17 protein-coding genes are annotated in these 17,034 nt (G+C 54.0%); 12 read left to right on the top strand and 5 right to left on the bottom strand.

Features of this window, described 5'->3' with window-relative positions:
- Positions 1–612 carry a DUF2239 family protein gene (locus tag W822_RS41565; RefSeq protein WP_024006689.1) on the bottom strand — a complete coding sequence of 204 codons (612 nt, stop codon included), beginning with the start codon at positions 610–612 and terminating at the stop codon, positions 1–3.
- Between the two features lie 235 nt (positions 613–847).
- Positions 848–1,648 carry a tRNA threonylcarbamoyladenosine dehydratase gene (locus tag W822_RS41560; RefSeq protein ID WP_024006688.1) on the bottom strand — a complete coding sequence of 267 codons (801 nt, stop codon included), beginning with the start codon at positions 1,646–1,648 and terminating at the stop codon, positions 848–850.
- Between the two features lie 217 nt (positions 1,649–1,865).
- On the opposite strand from W822_RS41560, the gene W822_RS41555 reads away from it, so the two are divergent.
- From W822_RS41555 to W822_RS45965, 9 genes are all read left to right on the top strand, one after another.
- Entirely contained in the window at positions 1,866–2,438 is a 573-nt protein-coding gene (locus W822_RS41555; protein WP_024006687.1) for a gamma-glutamylcyclotransferase, read from the top strand.
- An 88-nt stretch (positions 2,439–2,526) separates the two neighbouring features.
- The gene (gene pdxH, locus W822_RS41550; protein WP_024006686.1) at positions 2,527–3,159 is read left to right on the top strand and encodes a pyridoxamine 5'-phosphate oxidase; all 633 of its coding nucleotides are present in this window, start codon (positions 2,527–2,529) and stop codon (positions 3,157–3,159) included.
- A gap of 33 nt (positions 3,160–3,192) precedes the next feature.
- A complete protein-coding gene (locus tag W822_RS41545) occupies positions 3,193–3,717 on the top strand; it encodes a flavin reductase family protein (protein ID WP_024006685.1) in 525 nt (174 codons plus the stop codon).
- Positions 3,714–4,826 carry an NAD(P)/FAD-dependent oxidoreductase gene (locus tag W822_RS41540; protein ID WP_024006684.1) on the top strand — a complete coding sequence of 371 codons (1,113 nt, stop codon included), beginning with the start codon at positions 3,714–3,716 and terminating at the stop codon, positions 4,824–4,826. The genes W822_RS41545 and W822_RS41540 overlap by 4 nt, the downstream gene beginning before the upstream one ends.
- Before the next feature lie 37 nt (positions 4,827–4,863).
- Positions 4,864–5,715 (top strand): formyltetrahydrofolate deformylase, encoded by an 852-nt coding sequence (purU, locus tag W822_RS41535; protein ID WP_024006683.1) that lies wholly within the window; start codon positions 4,864–4,866, stop codon positions 5,713–5,715.
- 1,263 nt (positions 5,716–6,978) lie between these two features.
- Positions 6,979–7,506: a fimbrial protein gene (locus W822_RS41525; protein ID WP_024006679.1), complete on the top strand. Its 528-nt coding sequence runs from the start codon at positions 6,979–6,981 to the stop codon at positions 7,504–7,506.
- A gap of 46 nt (positions 7,507–7,552) precedes the next feature.
- Positions 7,553–8,272, top strand: coding sequence for a fimbrial biogenesis chaperone (locus W822_RS41520; RefSeq protein ID WP_051401821.1), 720 nt, complete (start codon positions 7,553–7,555; stop codon positions 8,270–8,272).
- 15 nt (positions 8,273–8,287) lie between these two features.
- Positions 8,288–10,840, top strand: coding sequence for a fimbria/pilus outer membrane usher protein (locus tag W822_RS41515; RefSeq protein WP_024006677.1), 2,553 nt, complete (start codon positions 8,288–8,290; stop codon positions 10,838–10,840).
- Positions 10,831–11,976 (top strand): fimbrial protein, encoded by a 1,146-nt coding sequence (locus tag W822_RS45965; protein WP_081724440.1) that lies wholly within the window; start codon positions 10,831–10,833, stop codon positions 11,974–11,976. Before W822_RS41515 ends, W822_RS45965 begins: the two co-directional genes overlap by 10 nt.
- A gap of 427 nt (positions 11,977–12,403) precedes the next feature.
- Here the strand turns inward: W822_RS45965 and W822_RS41505 are convergent, their stop codons facing one another.
- A complete protein-coding gene (locus tag W822_RS41505; protein WP_024006675.1) occupies positions 12,404–13,297 on the bottom strand; it encodes a LysR substrate-binding domain-containing protein in 894 nt (297 codons plus the stop codon).
- Between the two features lie 182 nt (positions 13,298–13,479).
- Here W822_RS41505 and W822_RS41500 point away from each other — a divergent pair, with 182 nt between their 5' ends.
- Positions 13,480–14,673 carry an acyl-CoA dehydrogenase gene (locus W822_RS41500; RefSeq protein WP_024006674.1) on the top strand — a complete coding sequence of 398 codons (1,194 nt, stop codon included), beginning with the start codon at positions 13,480–13,482 and terminating at the stop codon, positions 14,671–14,673.
- 152 nt (positions 14,674–14,825) lie between these two features.
- Here the strand turns inward: W822_RS41500 and W822_RS41495 are convergent, their stop codons facing one another.
- Positions 14,826–15,284: a MaoC family dehydratase gene (locus W822_RS41495; protein ID WP_024006673.1), complete on the bottom strand. Its 459-nt coding sequence runs from the start codon at positions 15,282–15,284 to the stop codon at positions 14,826–14,828.
- A gap of 186 nt (positions 15,285–15,470) precedes the next feature.
- Between W822_RS41495 and W822_RS41490 the strand changes: the two genes are divergently transcribed.
- Positions 15,471–16,271, top strand: a complete 801-nt coding sequence (locus W822_RS41490; RefSeq protein WP_024006672.1) for an alpha/beta fold hydrolase — start codon at positions 15,471–15,473, stop codon at positions 16,269–16,271.
- Positions 16,272–16,310: 39 nt separating this feature from the next.
- Here W822_RS41490 and W822_RS46185 read toward each other — a convergent pair whose 3' ends face one another.
- On the bottom strand, positions 16,311–16,469 hold the full coding sequence (locus tag W822_RS46185) for a DUF1328 family protein (protein ID WP_024006671.1): 159 nt from the start codon (positions 16,467–16,469) through the stop codon (positions 16,311–16,313).
- Positions 16,470–16,828: 359 nt separating this feature from the next.
- Between W822_RS46185 and W822_RS41480 the strand changes: the two genes are divergently transcribed.
- Complete coding sequence (locus W822_RS41480; protein WP_024006670.1) at positions 16,829–17,026, top strand: DUF3008 family protein; 198 nt, start codon at positions 16,829–16,831, stop codon at positions 17,024–17,026.
- Positions 17,027–17,034 lie beyond the last annotated feature (8 nt).

Raw genomic sequence — 17,034 nt, 5'->3', positions numbered from 1 at the left:
TCAGGCGGTCGCAGCCAGTTTCAGCGCATGCAGTCGCACATCGTCGGGCCAGCCGGCAATGTGCTGCTCCAGCGCCGTCAAGTCGCCGGCAAACAATGCCCGTGTGGCTTCTTCATAGCCGGGAAGATCACCACCCAGCGCCAGCATGAAATGATAAGCCCGCTCCTGGGCATGGCGCCGCGCGTCACGGTTTGCACTCCCCAGCCGGGCGCTCTCGACCAGCTTGCGCAAAGCGACCGAAGCGCCGCCCGGCTGGGCCGACAGCCACTCCCAATGCCTGGGCAGCAACGTCACTTCGCGCGCAATCACGCCCAATTTGGGCCGCCCACGCCCCCGGGATACGGGCTCGTGCGGCTCATGCGCTGCTTCTGACTGGACAGCGACCGCAGCGCCGTCGTTCACGTTCAAGCTGTTATGTATCGGCAAAGATCTGTCAGTATGCCGCAAATCAATATCAATTGAGCGTCCCGTCTGATCATCGAAAATCAGCACGGCGTCTGCGGTAGTAGCTTTCAGGGCGTCTTTGTAAACGGGAGTCACTTCGGGCAAGGTGCCCGACGCAAGCCGCTGATATCCCTGGAAAACGGTGTAAGTAGATACGGAAGTCGTCATGCTCCCTCCTATGGGCTGTTGTATTGAACAGCCATAATATTACCCGGATAAAAATAAAATTGGAATATTACCCGGGTAAATATTTGTATCCTGTCGGTTATTGGCCACAGACATCGAAATCACGCTTCATCCCAACACGGTTAAACTCCATCACAGCACGACCAAAAAAAGTCCGCGCTCCGACTGCAGCTTGCCGAAAGACCGGCGCCTGTCTCCACCCTAAACGTCCACATTATCACGCCAGAATTCTGCGAATCGCCTCCCCGGCAGCCGCCATACCCATGGCGGCAGTAACGGTGACTGCCGATCCATATCCGGCACACGACAATCCCTGGAGCGAACCCGGCTCCTCCGTCCTGGCCCACGCGTCCGGCAGCACCGCAGGCTGGTCCAACCAGAGCGTAAACACGCGCATGGAAGGCGGCTTGCGCAGCGCCTTGCCATGCCTGTCTGATCCTTTGGGATAGCCATGATGCTTGCGCAACTGCTGGCGAATTCGGCCCAGCAACGCATCATTGCGGGCCATGGATAAATCTCCCGCCTTCAATGTCAGCGCATCCAGTTTTCCGCCTGCCCCGCCGCACATCACAAACGAAATTGCATGTCTGTGACAGGCCAGTGTCATGGCAAGCTTTGCAGGCACCTGATCGGTGGCATCGACCAGCACACTCACCGGCCGCGCCTGGAGCAGTACATCGACATTGCCCGGCTCCACAAAATCATCAACCCGATGGACACGGCAATCCGGATTGATACCCGCGATCCTGTCCGCCATCGCCTGGATCTTGGCCTGCCCCAGCGTATCCGTCAGCGCATGAATCTGCCGATTGACGTTGGACTCTGCGATATGGTCCAGATCAACCAGCGTCAACTCTCCGATACCGGAACGCGCCAGCGCCTCTGCCGTCCATGAGCCTACGCCGCCAATTCCGGCGATCATCACGTGCGCCCGTTCAAGTTGCAACGTTGCGCCTTCGCCATAAAGACGCTGTAAACCACTGAAACGTCTTTGCTTATCGTTTATTGTTGTATCCATTCCAATCGATTCTGACCTATACTAAAATTGTTTCAGAGTTATAACAACATGAAGCGGCCGGGTGACTCGGCTTCAACTGCCGTCCGGACGTTTGTCATTTTAATGCACATTCAGAAAAGCTGACCCCGTGGCAGAATTAATCAGGAATCCCTTACAAAAAGCACTCGACCATATCCGCCAGTTCCGCTTGTGGACAGACGAAGAAGTCGAACATTCCATGCAGCAGAATCTGGCTCATACCGATCCTGACAATGTCTGGGTCTTTGGATACGGCTCCCTGATCTGGCGCCCGGAATTTGAATTCCAGGAATGCCGCGTTGCCACTCTTCATGGCTATCACCGGGCACTCTGCCTGTGGTCCAGCGTCAATCGTGGCACTCCCGAACGTCCCGGCCTGGTCTTCGGCCTGGATGAAGGCGGACGCTGCCAGGGTAAAGTGTTCAAACTGCGCCCTGACGCGCTGGAGCAGGAATTCCGTGCCCTGTGGAAGCGGGAAATGGTCTCCGGTGCCTACATTCCTACCTGGACAACCTGCGAAACAGATTTGGGGCCGGTGCGTGCCCTCGCCTTTATCATGGACCGGGAAAACCACGCGTACGCCCGGGATCTCACCTTTGAAGAAACCCTGCAGATCATTCTGAACGCCTCTGGCCAGAACGGCCCCTGCCCGGAATATGTGATCGAAACGGCCCATGCTCTGTCCGACGCCAATATCCAGGATCATGCCCTGTTCGAACTGGCCGATACACTCAAAAAGCACGCCCACAAAAGCCACAAGGCGCATCCTTAATCTGCTGACGGCGAGTCGGAATTGGCAGGGAAATCCCTGTAATTGCAGTACACTAGCCCTTTAGGTTTTTTCCCCTGAAGATGTAATTATGACGCTCGCAGATTTACGCCAGAATTACGATAAAAACGTGCTTCTGGAAACCCAGGTCGATCCTGACCCAATCAAACAGTTTGAACAATGGTTCGATGATGCCCTGAAAGGCAACATCGCCGAGCCCAACGCCATGGTGCTCTCTACTGTTGACGCCCGGCACAGACCCTCGTCGCGCACGGTATTGCTCAAAGACCTGACGGCCGATGGTTTTACGTTTTTCACCAACTACGAATCGGACAAGGGACGCGATATTGCGGGCAATCCTGCCGTCAGCCTGCTGTTCTTCTGGCTGGGGCTTCAGCGACAAGTACGCATCAACGGCGTAGCGCGTTTCTTGCCTGAAGCCGAATCAACCGACTACTTTGTCAGCCGCCCGCTCGGTTCACGAATCGGGGCGTGGGCATCCCGACAAAGCCAGGTCACCACCCGCGAAGAACTGGAAGAACGCGTTGTCGATTTCCAGGAGAAATTTGGCGAAACGGTCCCCAAACCCCCTCATTGGGGCGGCTATGTCGTCGTACCCGATATGATCGAGTTCTGGCAAGGCCGTCCCTCAAGACTCCATGACCGGCTTCGATATACCCGTGATCAGGACGGCAACTGGTCCATGGCTCGTCTTTCTCCCTGAGGTGACCATGCCCGGACATAAGGTAAACAGACAATGAGCGCACAGGCTCCGGATTTTGATTCCCGTGATTTCAGATCGGCCCTGGGCCGTTTTGCGACCGGCGTGACGATTGTCACCGCCACGCATCCCCAGGAAGGCCATCCCATCGGGCTGACCGTCAGTTCATTCAACTCGGTCTCTCTGAACCCGCCGCTCATCCTCTGGAGCCTGATCAAAAGCTCTTCCAATCGCGAAGCTTTTGAACAGATACAACGCTATAACATCCATATCCTGAACGCGGAGCAACTTGCACTTGCCCGCCAATTTTCCACCGGCAGCCCGCAGGACCGTTTTCGCGATGTCCTGTGGACGCCTGGCACCAGCCTCGAACAGGTTCCCAAACTGGATGACCGCTATTGTTCGGCCTGGTTCGAATGCTATAACCGCAACCACTATCACGAAGGGGATCACATGATCCTGATCGGCGAAGTGGAACGCTGCCATCATATTGATTCCCTCCCACTGGTTTATCATGCCGGCAGCTTTGATCTGACTCCCACGTTAACAGAAACACAATGAATATTGACATAGAATGCATCGTCGTCGGCGCCGGTGTCGTCGGACTGGCGATCGCACGCGAACTGGCCCGCTCCGGTACCGACGTACTCGTGCTGGAGGCTGAAGAAGGCATTGGCATGGGCACCAGCTCGCGCAACTCCGAAGTCATCCACGCCGGTTTGTATTATCCGCAAGGAAGCCTCAAAGCACGCCTGTGCCTGGAGGGCAAAAAGCGCCTGTACGACTATTGCGAAGAACGCCATATTCCGTATAAGCGACTGGGCAAGCTGCTGGTTGCCACAGACGCATCGCAAGTGCCTTATCTGGAAAAAATTGCCGCCCAGGGCAAAGCCAATGGCGTCGATGATCTGCAATGGCTGACAGCCCAAGAGACAAAAAAACTGGAACCCGAGCTGGACTGCGTCGCAGCCGTCCTGTCCCCTTCCACCGGCATTATTGACAGTCATGCCTATATGCTTGCCTTGCAGGGCGATGCCGAACATGCCGGAGCCCAGGTCGTCCTGCGCACTCCCATGCTGCGAGCGCAGATCAATGCCGATGGCTCCTTCACCTGTGAGTTTGGCGGCGACGAAGCGATGACGCTGACCTGTCGCACGCTAATCAATGCCTCCGGCCTGCACGCGCCTACTCTAGCGCGCCGCATAGCCGGGCTTGACCCCAAACATATTCCTGGTGAGTATTATTGCAAAGGCAGCTATTTCACACTGAACCGCCGCGCACCGTTTTCCCGCCTGATTTATCCAATGCCCAACGCGGCCGGACTGGGCGTGCACCTGACGCTCGACATGGGCGGACAGGCCAAATTTGGTCCCGATACCGAATGGATCGAAGACGAAAATTACCTGGTCAACCCTGAACACGTCACCGCCTTCGATCGGGCCATCCGCAACTGGTGGCCAGGGCTGCCTGAAAACGCACTGGAACCGGGTTATGCCGGCATCCGCCCGAAAATTGTGCCCGCCACTTCAAATGCGGGTGATTTCATGATTTCCGGTCCTGCCGACCATGGCGTCACGGGATTGGTCAATCTGTTTGGCATCGAATCTCCCGGTCTGACCGCCGCACTCGCGATTGCAAGTGCAACCGCACGTTCCCTGACCGCCTCATAAACAATCAACCCAAACGCCAATACGGCCGCACCTTTTTATGCAAAACGATTATATTCTGACCGTATCCTGTCCCGACCGTACCGGGATCGTCCATGCCGTATCCGGCCTGCTGCTTGAGCTCAATGGCAATATTCTTGATTCACAGCAATTTGGCGATGAAGAAACCGAAAGATTTTTCCTGCGCGTTCACTTCAGTGTTGATGGCGACCTGAGCCAGGACGATATCCATCTGAAATTCATTCCCCTGGGCGAACAGTTCAACATGACCTGGAAACTGTATGACGCAAGAAAAAAAGCGCGCGTACTGATCATGGTCAGCAAGCAGGGGCACTGTCTGAACGACCTGCTGTTTCGCGCCAATAGCGGTTCCCTGCCCATCGAAATTGTCGCCGTATTATCGAACCATCGCGACTTCGAGCGCCTGGCCACAGGCTACGGTATTCCTTTTCACTATCTGCCCGTCACCCCCGACACCAAGGCCGAACAAGAGAAACAGGTACTGGCCCTGGTAGAGAATCACAAGGCTGATGTCGTGGTGCTGGCACGGTATATGCAGATTCTGTCAGATCGGTTCTGCCGCGCGCTCGAAGGACGCGCCATTAATATTCACCACAGTTTTTTGCCCAGCTTCAAGGGCGCCCGGCCCTACCATCAGGCGCATGCCCGAGGCGTAAAAATAATCGGTGCCACCGCCCACTACGTGACCGCGGACTTGGATGAAGGCCCGATTATTGCGCAGGATATTGAGCAGGTGGACCATACCATGTCGGCCAACGAACTGACGCGGGTGGGCAGCGATATTGAATCGCTGGTGCTGTCGCGAGCCGTGAAATATCATGTGGAGCATCGCATTCTGTTGAACAACCATCGCACCATTATTTTCCGATAGAGCGATCAGCGGCGACAATACTTTTCCGCGCTGGCTCATTCCTTTTCCGCGCTTGGCCCATTCGGGAAATACGACGTTGACAAATCGCGCGCGCTTAAGTAAATTTAAACCCGAAACCGGTGGAGCCGTGTACTCCACCGATCCCTGATTAGTAGGCCGGTGCAGCCAGCACCAGCATCATGCTAACCAGGATAAGTAGTAAAGCGATTCGTAACATCGCAATCTCCTTATCAGGCAGGGCCCGGCTTCGGTCGGGCCCTTTTACCGTCTGCATTGCCCTTCAACGCAGCGACGATACTCTGCAGTTGATTGGTAACACTGAAAGGGTAATTTGATCGAAAATATCCATGCGTAATCTAAGCAAGAGCTCTCAATATCCGGGCTGTTCGAATCGTATACACCTTCGGCAAATACGACATTGACAAATCGCGCGCGCTTAAGTAAATTTAAACCCGAAACCGGTGGAGCTGCTACTCCACCGATCCCTGATTAGTAGGCTGGTGCAGCCAGCACCAGCATCATGCTAATCAGGATAAGTAGTAAAGCGATTCTGGTCATCGCGATCTCCTTATCGAGCAGGGCCCGACTTCGGTCGGGCCCTTTTACCGTCTGCATTGCCCTTCAATACAGCAGCGTTATTCTGCTTTTTTCTCCGCTTCCTGCCATCTGGGTTTGATCAGTTTTGTCACTGCGTGATGACCGAAAGACAGGCTAACCACGAGATATCCGGATTGCAATACAGTGCATCTGATCCATATCTGTCTCGTCGATACACAACAGAGTATTCAGTTCCATCGATCAATTAACGGCTCGAATATCGTCATCCCGCTGCGTTGCTTATGCCACACATAAAAATCCGACTGAAAGCGCCGCCCGAACTTTTATCAAAATATAAAAATCTTTCTTCACAATATTTTGGATGACCCGGTTTGAAGGCAGTTGTACGCATCCTGCACACGCCCCAAACGCATGACTCCTTCACTTTTCAACAAAAAAAAATTTTTAGCGAAACGAATCATTAACTTGCCCACAAATTTCAATTGAAATTCAATTATTTCAATTGAAATTTCATCCGAAAAATCGATACTCCACAACGATGCCTACCACAAAAAAAAAAAAAAAAAAAATGATCTAGATCAATATTTCGATCATTAACATTCTTTGACCTTATCCCGTATTTACACGTTTTGACGCCGCATTTACATTGCCGTTGTTTCATCGCGAAACGCACTTCTAGTTCAACTTATTTTTATTGAGGTCCTCATGAAATTTCAAAAACTGTTCCTTGCTGTTGCAGCAATCGTTGCGAGTTCATCTGCCTTCGCATTTGACGGCACGATCACCATCACCGGCAAAGTGACCGATCAGACTTGCCAGATCAAAACCGGCACCGAAAACCTGACCGTGCGCTTGCCAGAAGTCGGTACATCATCGCTGAACGCAGCGAACAAGACTGCTGCCGCCACACGCTTTACCATCAAGCTGGAAAATTGCAACCCTGGCAACGGCAATGTATTGGCTTACTTTGAACCCGGCAACACCATTATCGGCAGCCGCCTGAAAAACACAGCGACCACTTCCCCCGCCAGCAACGTAGAAGTTCAGTTACTCAACAACAACTTCCAGGCAATTGACCTTTCCCAGAACAGCGCCACTGCTCAGTCTTCAACCTCAGTTCCCGTAGATGCAGCTGAACTCAGCCTGGATTACTACGCACAATACTTCGCAACAGGCGCAGCAACGCCAGGCGAAGTCGCCTCCAGCGTCAACTACACCGTCGTTTACAACTAATCGCTGTAAACGATTCTGCTTACCAATGATAGACGGACAAAACAAAATGATGATGACACGTATTCGTGCCGCTTTTTTCATGGTTTCGCTGTTCTGGACATTGCAAAGCAATGCCTCCGTGGTCATAACCGGCACACGGGTCATTTATCCTCTGTCATCGGCAAGCGTCACTGTCAGGCTGCTCAATGACGGTTCGCAACCGTCATTGGTGCAGGCCTGGGCCGACGATGGCGACAGCAATGGCGCGCCAAATGAAAGTGCAGCCCCTTTTATCGTTACTCCCCCGGTTTTTCGGATGGAGCCCACAGCCGGACAGACGTTGCGACTGACCCTGACCAATGCCGGGTTGCCCACCGACCGTGAATCAGTCTTCTGGCTGAACGTGCTGGACATCCCGCCCAAACCCGCCGCAAACAATGGAAATTACCTGCAAATGGCCGTCCGTTCACGGATCAAAATATTTGTACGTCCCGACAACCTGAATCTGACGATGAACGAAGCGGCACGCAATCTGCAATGGACGACCAGCGCCAGCGGGGAGCTGATGATTCACAATCCGGGTCCCTATTACTTTTCATTGAACGGGTTCAGCACAAGTCGTGACAAGACGGGTCCCACTGTGCCACTCGCCGCCATGGTTGCTCCGTTCTCCAGCGTCAATTTGCATAAGCGTGTCAGCATACCCGCCAATGCAAGCATGGATGTTTCGTATATCAATGATTACGGTGGTACGACCCGCACTACCATTTCCGGAAACAACAAATAAACTGTTTGCTGCATCATGTGCCGTTATTCATCAAAGCAATCTGCAACCACTGTTCTCGCCGGTATTCTCCTGTCACTCCCCCTGAGTCCCGCTGCCGCTGAGCAACGTGTCGAATTTGACGCAGCGTTTCTTCGGGGCTCATCCGCCCACGGGCTCGACGTTTCCCGCTTCGCGCAGCAGAATCCTGTTCCTCCTGGCGAGTACGAATCGGACATTTACGTCAACAACGCATGGAAGGGAAAAATGCGCTTGCGATTTCGCGAACCCCATCCAGGCGCAACAACTGTCCTGTGCATGAATGAGGCTTTACTGGGTATTCTCGACCTCGATACAAGTCGTTTTTCGCTAGACAGTGTAAGCAGTCAAGACGATAAAAAAGACTCCCTGTGCTTATCATCCGCTGACGCAATCCCGCAAGCCAGGTTCAACTATCGCCTTGACGAATTTCGACTGGACGTCGACATTGCCCAGGCCTATGTCAGACAACGGCCGCGCGGCTATATCAATCCGGACAACTGGCAGACCGGCGTACCGACTGCGTTTCTGAATTACGATTACAATTTTTATCAAACCACGTTCAGGGACTGGAACCAGACAAACCATTCCCGCTTTTTGAATCTGAACGGCGGCGCCAATTTGGGCAACTGGCATTACCGCCATCAGGGCTCCTATAACTGGGGAACCACAACGTCTTATTATGATGGCGATGACCGCCGCAGCCGATATCGTGCCTATACGAACTACCTGCAACGCGATATCCCGTTTCTGAACAGCCAGATCATGGCGGGTGATTTCGCCACGAACAGCGTGCTGTTTGACTCCATGTCGTTGCGCGGCGTGCAGTTGTTTTCTGACGACCGGATGCTGCCCGACTCTGCGCGCGGGTTTGCCCCTGCCGTACGGGGCATGGCACACAGCAATGCGCTGGTGACGATCAGACAAAACGCGAATGTCATCTACGAGACGACTGTGCCGCCCGGCCCGTTTGAAATCAACGATCTGTATCCGTCCAGTTATGGCGGCGACCTGCATGTCACCGTCACCGAGGCAAACGGATCGGCACAAAGCTTCACGGTCCCATTCAACACCCTGGCGCGCCTCTTACGCCCGGGACGTCTGAAATACCAAATCGCAGCCGGCCGTCTCAGATTCGGACAAACCACGCTGAAAAACAAGGTCATGCAAACATCCCTGCAATACGGCATGACCAACTGGTTGACCGTCAACGCAGGTTTCAATGTCAGCAGCCGCTTTCGTTCCATTCTGCTGGGCGGTGCATTCAACACGGCCCTGGGCGCATTCGGGCTGGATCTCATTTCATCCCGAAGTGCGCCACGCTATGGCGAACGCGCATCGGGGCTCACATGGCGTGCAACCTATAGCAATTATTTTGCATCCACCAAAAGCAATATTGCCCTGACGGCGACCCGTTACTCCGCCAAAGGATACGACTCAATTCTCAGCGCGACACTGCATGACAATCCTGATATCCTGACGCGCCGTTACTGGTACCTTGCGGAACGGCAAAAAAACCAATGGCAGCTCACATTGAACCAGCCTTTCCCGGACCGTTGGGGTAGCGCTTATCTCACTGCCTATGCAACGGACTACTGGAACCGCAGCGGGCGGGACACAACGGTTCAGGCCGGTTACAGCAACAGCTACAAAAACATTTCCTATACCCTGTCTTTCAGCCGTTCACGTGATTACTACACGTCCAAGACCAGCAATAATGTTTTTCTCAGCTTCTCCATTCCGCTAGGCAAGTCAGGCACCCATTCGCTCACGGCACAGGCAGGCAGCCGCAGCGACGACGGATCTTATGTCTCGTCCATGCTCGCCGGCACCTTCGGCAACAACAACGCCTATGCCTATTCACTTACCGCCAGCCATGATTCAGGCACAACCAGCGGCAGCATGAGCGGCAGCTACCGTTCTTCCTACGGACTGCTCAGCGCCAGTGCCGGCATAGGCGGCGGCTATCGGCAGCTTGGTATGTCAGCCTCGGGGGCCGTCATTGCGCACCCCAAGGGCATTTCCTTTTCCGAGCAGGTCGGCAACACATTCGCCATTATTTCTGCACCGGGCGCAGAAGGCGCCAGCGTGGCCTCTGGCGGCAATGCACGGCTTGATGCCGATGGACTCGCGGTCGTTTCCTATCTCAACCCGTACCAGATCAACACCGTAGGCGTTGATCCGTTGGGCGCAGGCGGCAATGTCGACTTCGAAGCAACCAGCTACCAGGTCATTCCGCGAGCCAACAATGCCATGCTGATTGAATTGAAAACAAAGACCGGCGCCGGTGTGCTGTTTCAGATCACGCTCCCCGATGGTTCATACCCACCCCTGGGTACCGATGTGCTTGACGAGGAAGGCAATGCAGTCGGCTTCGTTGCCCAGCAAGGCTATGTTTTTGCACGCGGCCCCAAGGCCACGGGAATACTGTTGCTGCGCTGGGGTACGGTCGCAAGCGCTCAATGCAAGGCACCGTACACGTTTGATCCGTCCTCGCTCTCAGGCAGGCAATCGCGCGACAAATTAGTAAAGGTGAAAATCCAATGTCAGTAAGAGCTACTCGAACTCACCACACTCTGCAAAAGCGGTCTTTTTTACGTCATGTCGGCGCTACGCTGGCCGCGGCTTCGATAGTGCTGTGGCCAGCACATAGCAGCGCCAACTTTCACACCTATATATTTGGAACACAGGTCATTGCAGGAGCGGGCAATCGGTATGCCGCTCATGAGCCCGTCGCGTTCAAAAGCGGTGCAAATCCAGCCGATATGAGTCAGTACACGGTATTCAAGTGGGGAGGAAAACAGGCTGTCACCGCGGAAGCCTGGTCCGAAGCGCCCCGTGCCGGCGGTATTGCCACGGTTCATGGGCAGCCTCATTCCATTTTTCAGATTCCAAACCTCGATACCATTGGGTATGTACTGGACGTCAAAGACCCGGCGTCTGCAACCTGGTTGCCCATCAATGATCAGGTCACTGAGCCGGGTACTCAGCCAGGTCGCAGAATCACCTTCAGGTCACCCGCTTCAGGATCCTGCTGCCAGGCGGGACTGTCCATCAGGGTCACGTTCATCAAGCTTGGCGATAAGCCTTTCGTCAACACCCTGCCCCAGGAATGGACGCATACGGTCTTTCCAGTCACATTTCGCTTGTTGCGTAACGGGAAACCCTTTCAAGGCCCGTCCAAAGCCAAATTCACCATCCGTATACATGGAAGCAGCTCCACGTGCACCCGAACCGGCGCCACCGTCCAGAATATCCGCCTGCCGGATGTACCCGTGTCAGCCTTTCCTGCGATCGGCAGTACTTCCGGCGGTGGCGAGACGGCTCGTTTCTCGCTGAAATGCGACCCGGGCATTACCATGTTCGCCACCCTGACCGACGCCAACAAGGCCTCTAACACGAGCGATACGCTGACCAATGTCGGCTCGGCAAAAGGAATAGGCGTGCAGTTGCTGCAAACCTCTCCCTCATTCAGCGCCAGCAATTGCGGACGCGGGGTACCCTGCCGCTTCGGTCCGGATTCGGCTGCCAAAGGCAATACCAATCAATGGCAGATCGGCCCCAATAACAGCAACAACACGGCCCCGAGCAATCCGTCGATTGCATTCCAGGCCCGCTATGTCCGAACCGGAAAGATGCAACCGGGAGACGTTCGTGCGGTATCCACCATCACGTTCTCGTATCAATAGGTGGGACGAGCTGATGTCAGGCGGGCGGGCGAAAAATTGTCTGAAAACTTAAGAGTCTGGTGATTCTGGTGATGAAAGTCCGCTGATGTGCGCTAGCAAACTCTCGGAAAATACGACGTTGACAAAAGAAACACAGTTGAGTAAATTAAAACCTGAAACTGGTGGGTTGGGGCCCACCAGTCCCTGATCAGTAAGCTGGCGTGCTATATAAAAGCATCACCAGCAATATGCTGATCAGGATAAGTTGTAAAGCGATTTTACGCATCGCAATCTCCTTATCAGGCAGGGCCCGGCTTCGGTCGGGCCCTTTTACCGTCTGCATTGCCCATCAATGCAGCAGCGATATTCTGATATTTCGGCTCGCTATTGAGAGGGGTGCTTGATTCAATATGTCCATGCGTGACACCCGAATGCGAATGCCCGTTTCTTAACGAACGGCTTGCGCCTTGACCCAGGCCTCGAACAGCGTCAGTGCCTCGGGATAGCTATCGGCTTTGGGATAGCCAAAATAATAGGCCTGATCCACCGGCAGTGTCAGCGGCACGGGCATCACATAGCGTCCACTCTTGATATGTTCCCTCGCCACAAAGGCGGGCATCAAAGCCACGCCCAAGCCTGCATCGACCGCGGCCAGCAACATGGTGAAGAGTTCGTAGCGCGGGCCACCCAGCACCATGGGTGAAAACGGGAGCGCATTATGCTCGTACCAGTTCGGCCACGCATCCGGACGCGTCATCATATGCAGATGCGTCAGTTGAGCCAGCGCGCCCGCTCCCTTCTGCCTGGCTCTCGCAAGCAATTGCGAGGAGCAGACCGGCACCAGCTCCTGCTCTTGAAACAGCACCACACTCTGGGTATTTGCCCAGGGCTGCGAAGCATGATAAATCGCCCCGTCCACGGGCACATCAGTAAACTGAAACGGATGCGTGCGTACCGACAGACTGATCTGAATATCGGGCCAGTGCCGCTGAAAATCAGCCAGCCGGGGAATCAACCACGTCGTGGCCAGGGTGGGCAGGGTCGCGATATGCAGGCTGCGTCCCAGGCCCGATCGGCTCATCAAGCCGAAGGTGTCTTTTTGCAATTGTTCCAGGTGATGACGGATACGGGCTGCGTACTCCGCCCCTTGCGTGGTCAGTGAAATACGGCGGCGGACGCGATTGAACAATGTTACGCCCAGGCGCGTCTCCAGCCCCTCCACCTGCCGAAAGACGGCGCTATGGGTCAGCGACAATTCTTCAGCCGCCCTGGAAAATGAGCCCAGACGCGCGCAAGCCTCAAACGCCTGCAGCGCGCCCAGACTGGGAATCCCTTTACGCATCGCCCTCTCCTGACAGTTGATCTGAACATTGCGCACGACATTGTGCATTTTTTTCAATTGATCGTTGATAATTTAACACATACAATGCACACAAACGGGCTATATCGTTCAACGGCAACGTCTCATATCGCCCCTGCAATCCCGCAGGAAGCACCCATTCCATTACAAGTACAGGAGCCAACATGTCCTCTAACCCCTCTTTCCACTGGGACGATCCCCTTTTGCTCAATTCCCAGTTGACCGACGAAGAACGCATGGTGCGTGACGCGGCAGCGGCCTACTGCCAGGACAAACTCGCGCCCCGTGTGCTGGAAGCATTCCGTCACGAAAAAACCGACCCGGCGATTTTCAGCGAAATGGGCGAACTGGGCCTGCTGGGGCCAACCATCCCCGAAGAATACGGTGGCGGCGGCCTGAACTATGTCTCTTACGGCCTGATCGCGCGCGAAGTGGAACGCATCGACTCGGGCTACCGCTCCATGATGAGCGTCCAGTCCTCTCTGGTTATGGTACCCATCAACGAATTTGGTAGTGAAGCGCAAAAAACCAAGTACCTGCCCAAGCTTGCCGCTGGCGAGTGGATCGGCTGCTTCGGCCTGACCGAACCCAACCACGGATCCGACCCCGACGGCATGGAAACCCGTGCAAAAAAAATCGACAGCGGCTACAGCCTGAGCGGCAACAAAATGTGGATTACCAACTCCCCGATTGCCGATGTGTTCGTCGTATGGGCGCGCTGTGTCGGTGGGGATTTCGATGGAAAAATCCGCGGTTTCATTCTCGAAAAAGGTATGAAAGGCCTGTCTGCTCCTGCCATCCACGGCAAAGTCGGCCTTCGCTCCTCCATCACAGGTGAAATCGTCATGGACGACGTTCAGGTTTCAGACGAGCAAATGCTGCCCGGCGTGAGCGGCTTGCGTGGTCCTTTCACTTGCCTGAATTCTGCCCGCTACGGCATCGCCTGGGGCGCACTGGGCGCGGCAGAGGCCTGCTGGCACACCGCCCGTCAGTACACAATGGACCGCAAGCAGTTCGGTCGTCCATTGGCGCAAAACCAGTTGATCCAGAAAAAACTGGCCGACATGCAAACCGAAATCACCTTGGGCCTGCAGGGTTGCCTGCGCCTGGGTCGCATGAAAGACGAAGGCACGGCTGCCGTTGAAATTACCTCCATCATGAAACGCAACTCCTGCGGTAAATCACTGGACATTGCCCGTCTGGCGCGCGACATGCTGGGTGGCAACGGTATTTCAGATGAATTTGGCGTCGCGCGTCACCTGGTGAATCTGGAAGTCGTCAATACCTACGAAGGCACGCATGATGTTCACGCCCTGATCCTGGGTCGTGCACAAACCGGCTTGCAGGCTTTTTATTGATTGTTATAAACATGTCCTTGCTTTAACCCACAAGATTCTGGCACACACAACAACGCCTCCTGTCGGAGGCGTTGTTGTGTGTGCACCGGACGCGACTGAGAATGAATATTTAACAGCGAAACGACCGAATAGCATTAACAGGACGACTTACGTCAGTCCTCATCTTTTTCAATGCTATCTGAAATATCAAAGAGACTGGTGGCATCCAGTTCCAGAACCGTCTCATCTTTCTGATTGGTCACTTCCCAGCTCCACAGGAGAATGCCCAATCCTTCACGTGTATTGGAAATGCGTTTGGCCTTGACGACGCCTTTCCAGAACAGGTCGTCTCCGGGACGCACCGGCTTGAGCCATTTGACACTATCCAGACCCGGCGAAGCAAATGATTCGGAGCCTTCCAGCGCCGCTTCCACAGCCATTTTCATGGCAATCCCACAGGTATGCCAGCCACTGGCGATCAAACCTTTCCATGGACCCGCCTTGGCCCGTACAGGATCGACATGAAACCACTGTGGATCGTATGCCTTGGCAAAGCTGATAATTTCTTCTTCGGTCAAATGCCGGGGCCCCTGTTCAAAAACCATCCCAGGCTGGAATTGCGCGAATTTCATTTAACAAACCTTAATGTGAACGGCATCGCAGCAATAGCCGGATGCCCCTCTATAAATGCAGCGCCTGAATTGCTAAACTGACCTGTCTGCGAATAAATACCGCTGGCACGACCAGGCAACTGCCCGCAACCGCCTATTTTACTTAAACTTGGCATGGACAACCATAAACACACACTTATTCCGAAAATGGCTGACAAACAACTGATCGACGTTTCATATAACGAAAAAACACTCTCCATCGAATACCAACTGCTCCATCCTGAACGCATCGACAGGCCGCTGCTGGTATTTCTTCATGAAGGTCTGGGTTCAGTTGCCATGTGGAAAGACTGGCCGGCGAAAGTCTGCTCGGTTCTGCAGTGTCGGGGCCTGGTTTTCTCGCGCTATGGCTATGGCAAATCAACGCCCCGACCGGCCCAAGAAAAATGGCTGCCGGATTTCATGCATCACCAGGCGCAACAATTTATGCCGGCCTTCTTCGAAGCGCTGGACATAGACACACGTCGGGATCGTCCCATTCTGGTGGGCCATAGCGATGGCGCCTCCATCGCCCTGCTGTATGCGGCCACCTTTCCCGACCAAATTCAGGCGCTGATCGTCATGGCTCCGCATCTGTTTGTAGAAGACGCCACGATTCAAAACATTGAGCTTGCCAAATCCGCCTACCTGAGCAGCGATCTTCCTGAAAAACTCGCACGCTATCACGACAACGTTGACTCCGCCTTTTGGGGCTGGAACGATGTATGGCTCAGTGCATCCTTTCGGGAATGGACAATAGAAGATGAAGTGGCACAGATCCGTTGCCCGGTTCTGGCCATTCAGGGACGCGAAGACGAGTACGGCTCGCTTGCACAAATTGAAGGCATCGCCGAACGTGCACCCGACGTTCAGCTGTATGTGATTGACGACTGTCGTCATTCTCCGCACAGGGACAAGCCTGAACAAACGACCGATGCGATTGCGGCCTTTGTACGCGGACTGTCCTGAGCCAGGTCGGGTGTCGAGGCATCCGCCTGCAGATTGGGGCTATCGATTACGGCCGAAGAAAAAAGACGCAATGGCCAGTATGATGAAAATGACAAATATCACTTTCGCAATAGACGCGGCACCCGCCGCGATTCCGCCGAATCCGAGTACTGCAGCAATGATTGCAATAATAAAAAAAACGATCGCGTAATGTAGCATTATGATTTCCTTTTTTATTTGGTGATGCTGTAAAAAAATCGAAGATCAATTTAGCCGTACGAACAGTTCTCTGGCGATTAATACTAAGAATGTACAAGAAGAGAGTGCAAACCTCTCGCAAAGTTACATCTGTTTAATAAATCTGTACATCTGAAATAGAACCGCAACTGGCACGTTCGCGTCCGACTGTCGGTGCGTACAGATCCTGTTGCATGAAGATAAATGGGTAATGACAGCAAACGGGAAATTACGATCGTTTGCACATTACGCCTGATTACAAAGTAGCTGCCCTGATATTTGCCTTGCCTGTTGCTGCAGGCAGATAATAAACCTGTGTATTACTTTAGAAGGAGTACATCATGCCTGCAAAATCCAAAAGCCAGCAACAGGCAGCGGGTGCTGCCTTGTCAGCCAAAGAAGGCGAAAAAAAAGTAAGTAGCCTGAAAGGCGCCTCCAAGTCCATGTATGACTCAATGTCCAAAAAGGAACTTAAGGAAATGGCCAGCACAAGCCAGTCCGATAAACCCAAGCACGTACATAAGAAAAAAGACAGTTAAAGCCCTGG

The sequence above is a fragment of the Advenella kashmirensis W13003 genome, from assembly GCF_000506985.1.
Lineage (GTDB): Bacteria > Pseudomonadota > Gammaproteobacteria > Burkholderiales > Burkholderiaceae_B > Advenella > Advenella kashmirensis_A.
The sequence above is the reverse complement of the archived record's forward strand: the minus strand, read 5'-3'. Positions and strand labels throughout refer to the sequence as shown.

Excerpts from the sequence above, each read along its gene's own strand:
- W822_RS41565 (WP_024006689.1), bottom strand. The coding sequence starts at position 612 with ATGACGACTTCCGTATCTACTTACACCGTTTTCCAGGGATATCAGCGG.
- W822_RS41560 (WP_024006688.1), bottom strand. The coding sequence starts at position 1,648 with ATGGATACAACAATAAACGATAAGCAAAGACGTTTCAGTGGTTTACAG.
- W822_RS41555 (WP_024006687.1), top strand. The coding sequence starts at position 1,866 with ATGCAGCAGAATCTGGCTCATACCGATCCTGACAATGTCTGGGTCTTT.
- pdxH (WP_024006686.1), top strand. The coding sequence starts at position 2,527 with ATGACGCTCGCAGATTTACGCCAGAATTACGATAAAAACGTGCTTCTG.
- W822_RS41545 (WP_024006685.1), top strand. The coding sequence starts at position 3,193 with ATGAGCGCACAGGCTCCGGATTTTGATTCCCGTGATTTCAGATCGGCC.
- W822_RS41540 (WP_024006684.1), top strand. The coding sequence starts at position 3,714 with ATGAATATTGACATAGAATGCATCGTCGTCGGCGCCGGTGTCGTCGGA.
- purU (WP_024006683.1), top strand. The coding sequence starts at position 4,864 with ATGCAAAACGATTATATTCTGACCGTATCCTGTCCCGACCGTACCGGG.
- W822_RS41525 (WP_024006679.1), top strand. The coding sequence starts at position 6,979 with ATGAAATTTCAAAAACTGTTCCTTGCTGTTGCAGCAATCGTTGCGAGT.
- W822_RS41520 (WP_051401821.1), top strand. The coding sequence starts at position 7,553 with ATGATGATGACACGTATTCGTGCCGCTTTTTTCATGGTTTCGCTGTTC.
- W822_RS41515 (WP_024006677.1), top strand. The coding sequence starts at position 8,288 with ATGTGCCGTTATTCATCAAAGCAATCTGCAACCACTGTTCTCGCCGGT.
- W822_RS45965 (WP_081724440.1), top strand. The coding sequence starts at position 10,831 with ATGTCAGTAAGAGCTACTCGAACTCACCACACTCTGCAAAAGCGGTCT.
- W822_RS41505 (WP_024006675.1), bottom strand. The coding sequence starts at position 13,297 with ATGCGTAAAGGGATTCCCAGTCTGGGCGCGCTGCAGGCGTTTGAGGCT.
- W822_RS41500 (WP_024006674.1), top strand. The coding sequence starts at position 13,480 with ATGTCCTCTAACCCCTCTTTCCACTGGGACGATCCCCTTTTGCTCAAT.
- W822_RS41495 (WP_024006673.1), bottom strand. The coding sequence starts at position 15,284 with ATGAAATTCGCGCAATTCCAGCCTGGGATGGTTTTTGAACAGGGGCCC.
- W822_RS41490 (WP_024006672.1), top strand. The coding sequence starts at position 15,471 with ATGGCTGACAAACAACTGATCGACGTTTCATATAACGAAAAAACACTC.
- W822_RS46185 (WP_024006671.1), bottom strand. The coding sequence starts at position 16,469 with ATGCTACATTACGCGATCGTTTTTTTTATTATTGCAATCATTGCTGCA.
- W822_RS41480 (WP_024006670.1), top strand. The coding sequence starts at position 16,829 with ATGCCTGCAAAATCCAAAAGCCAGCAACAGGCAGCGGGTGCTGCCTTG.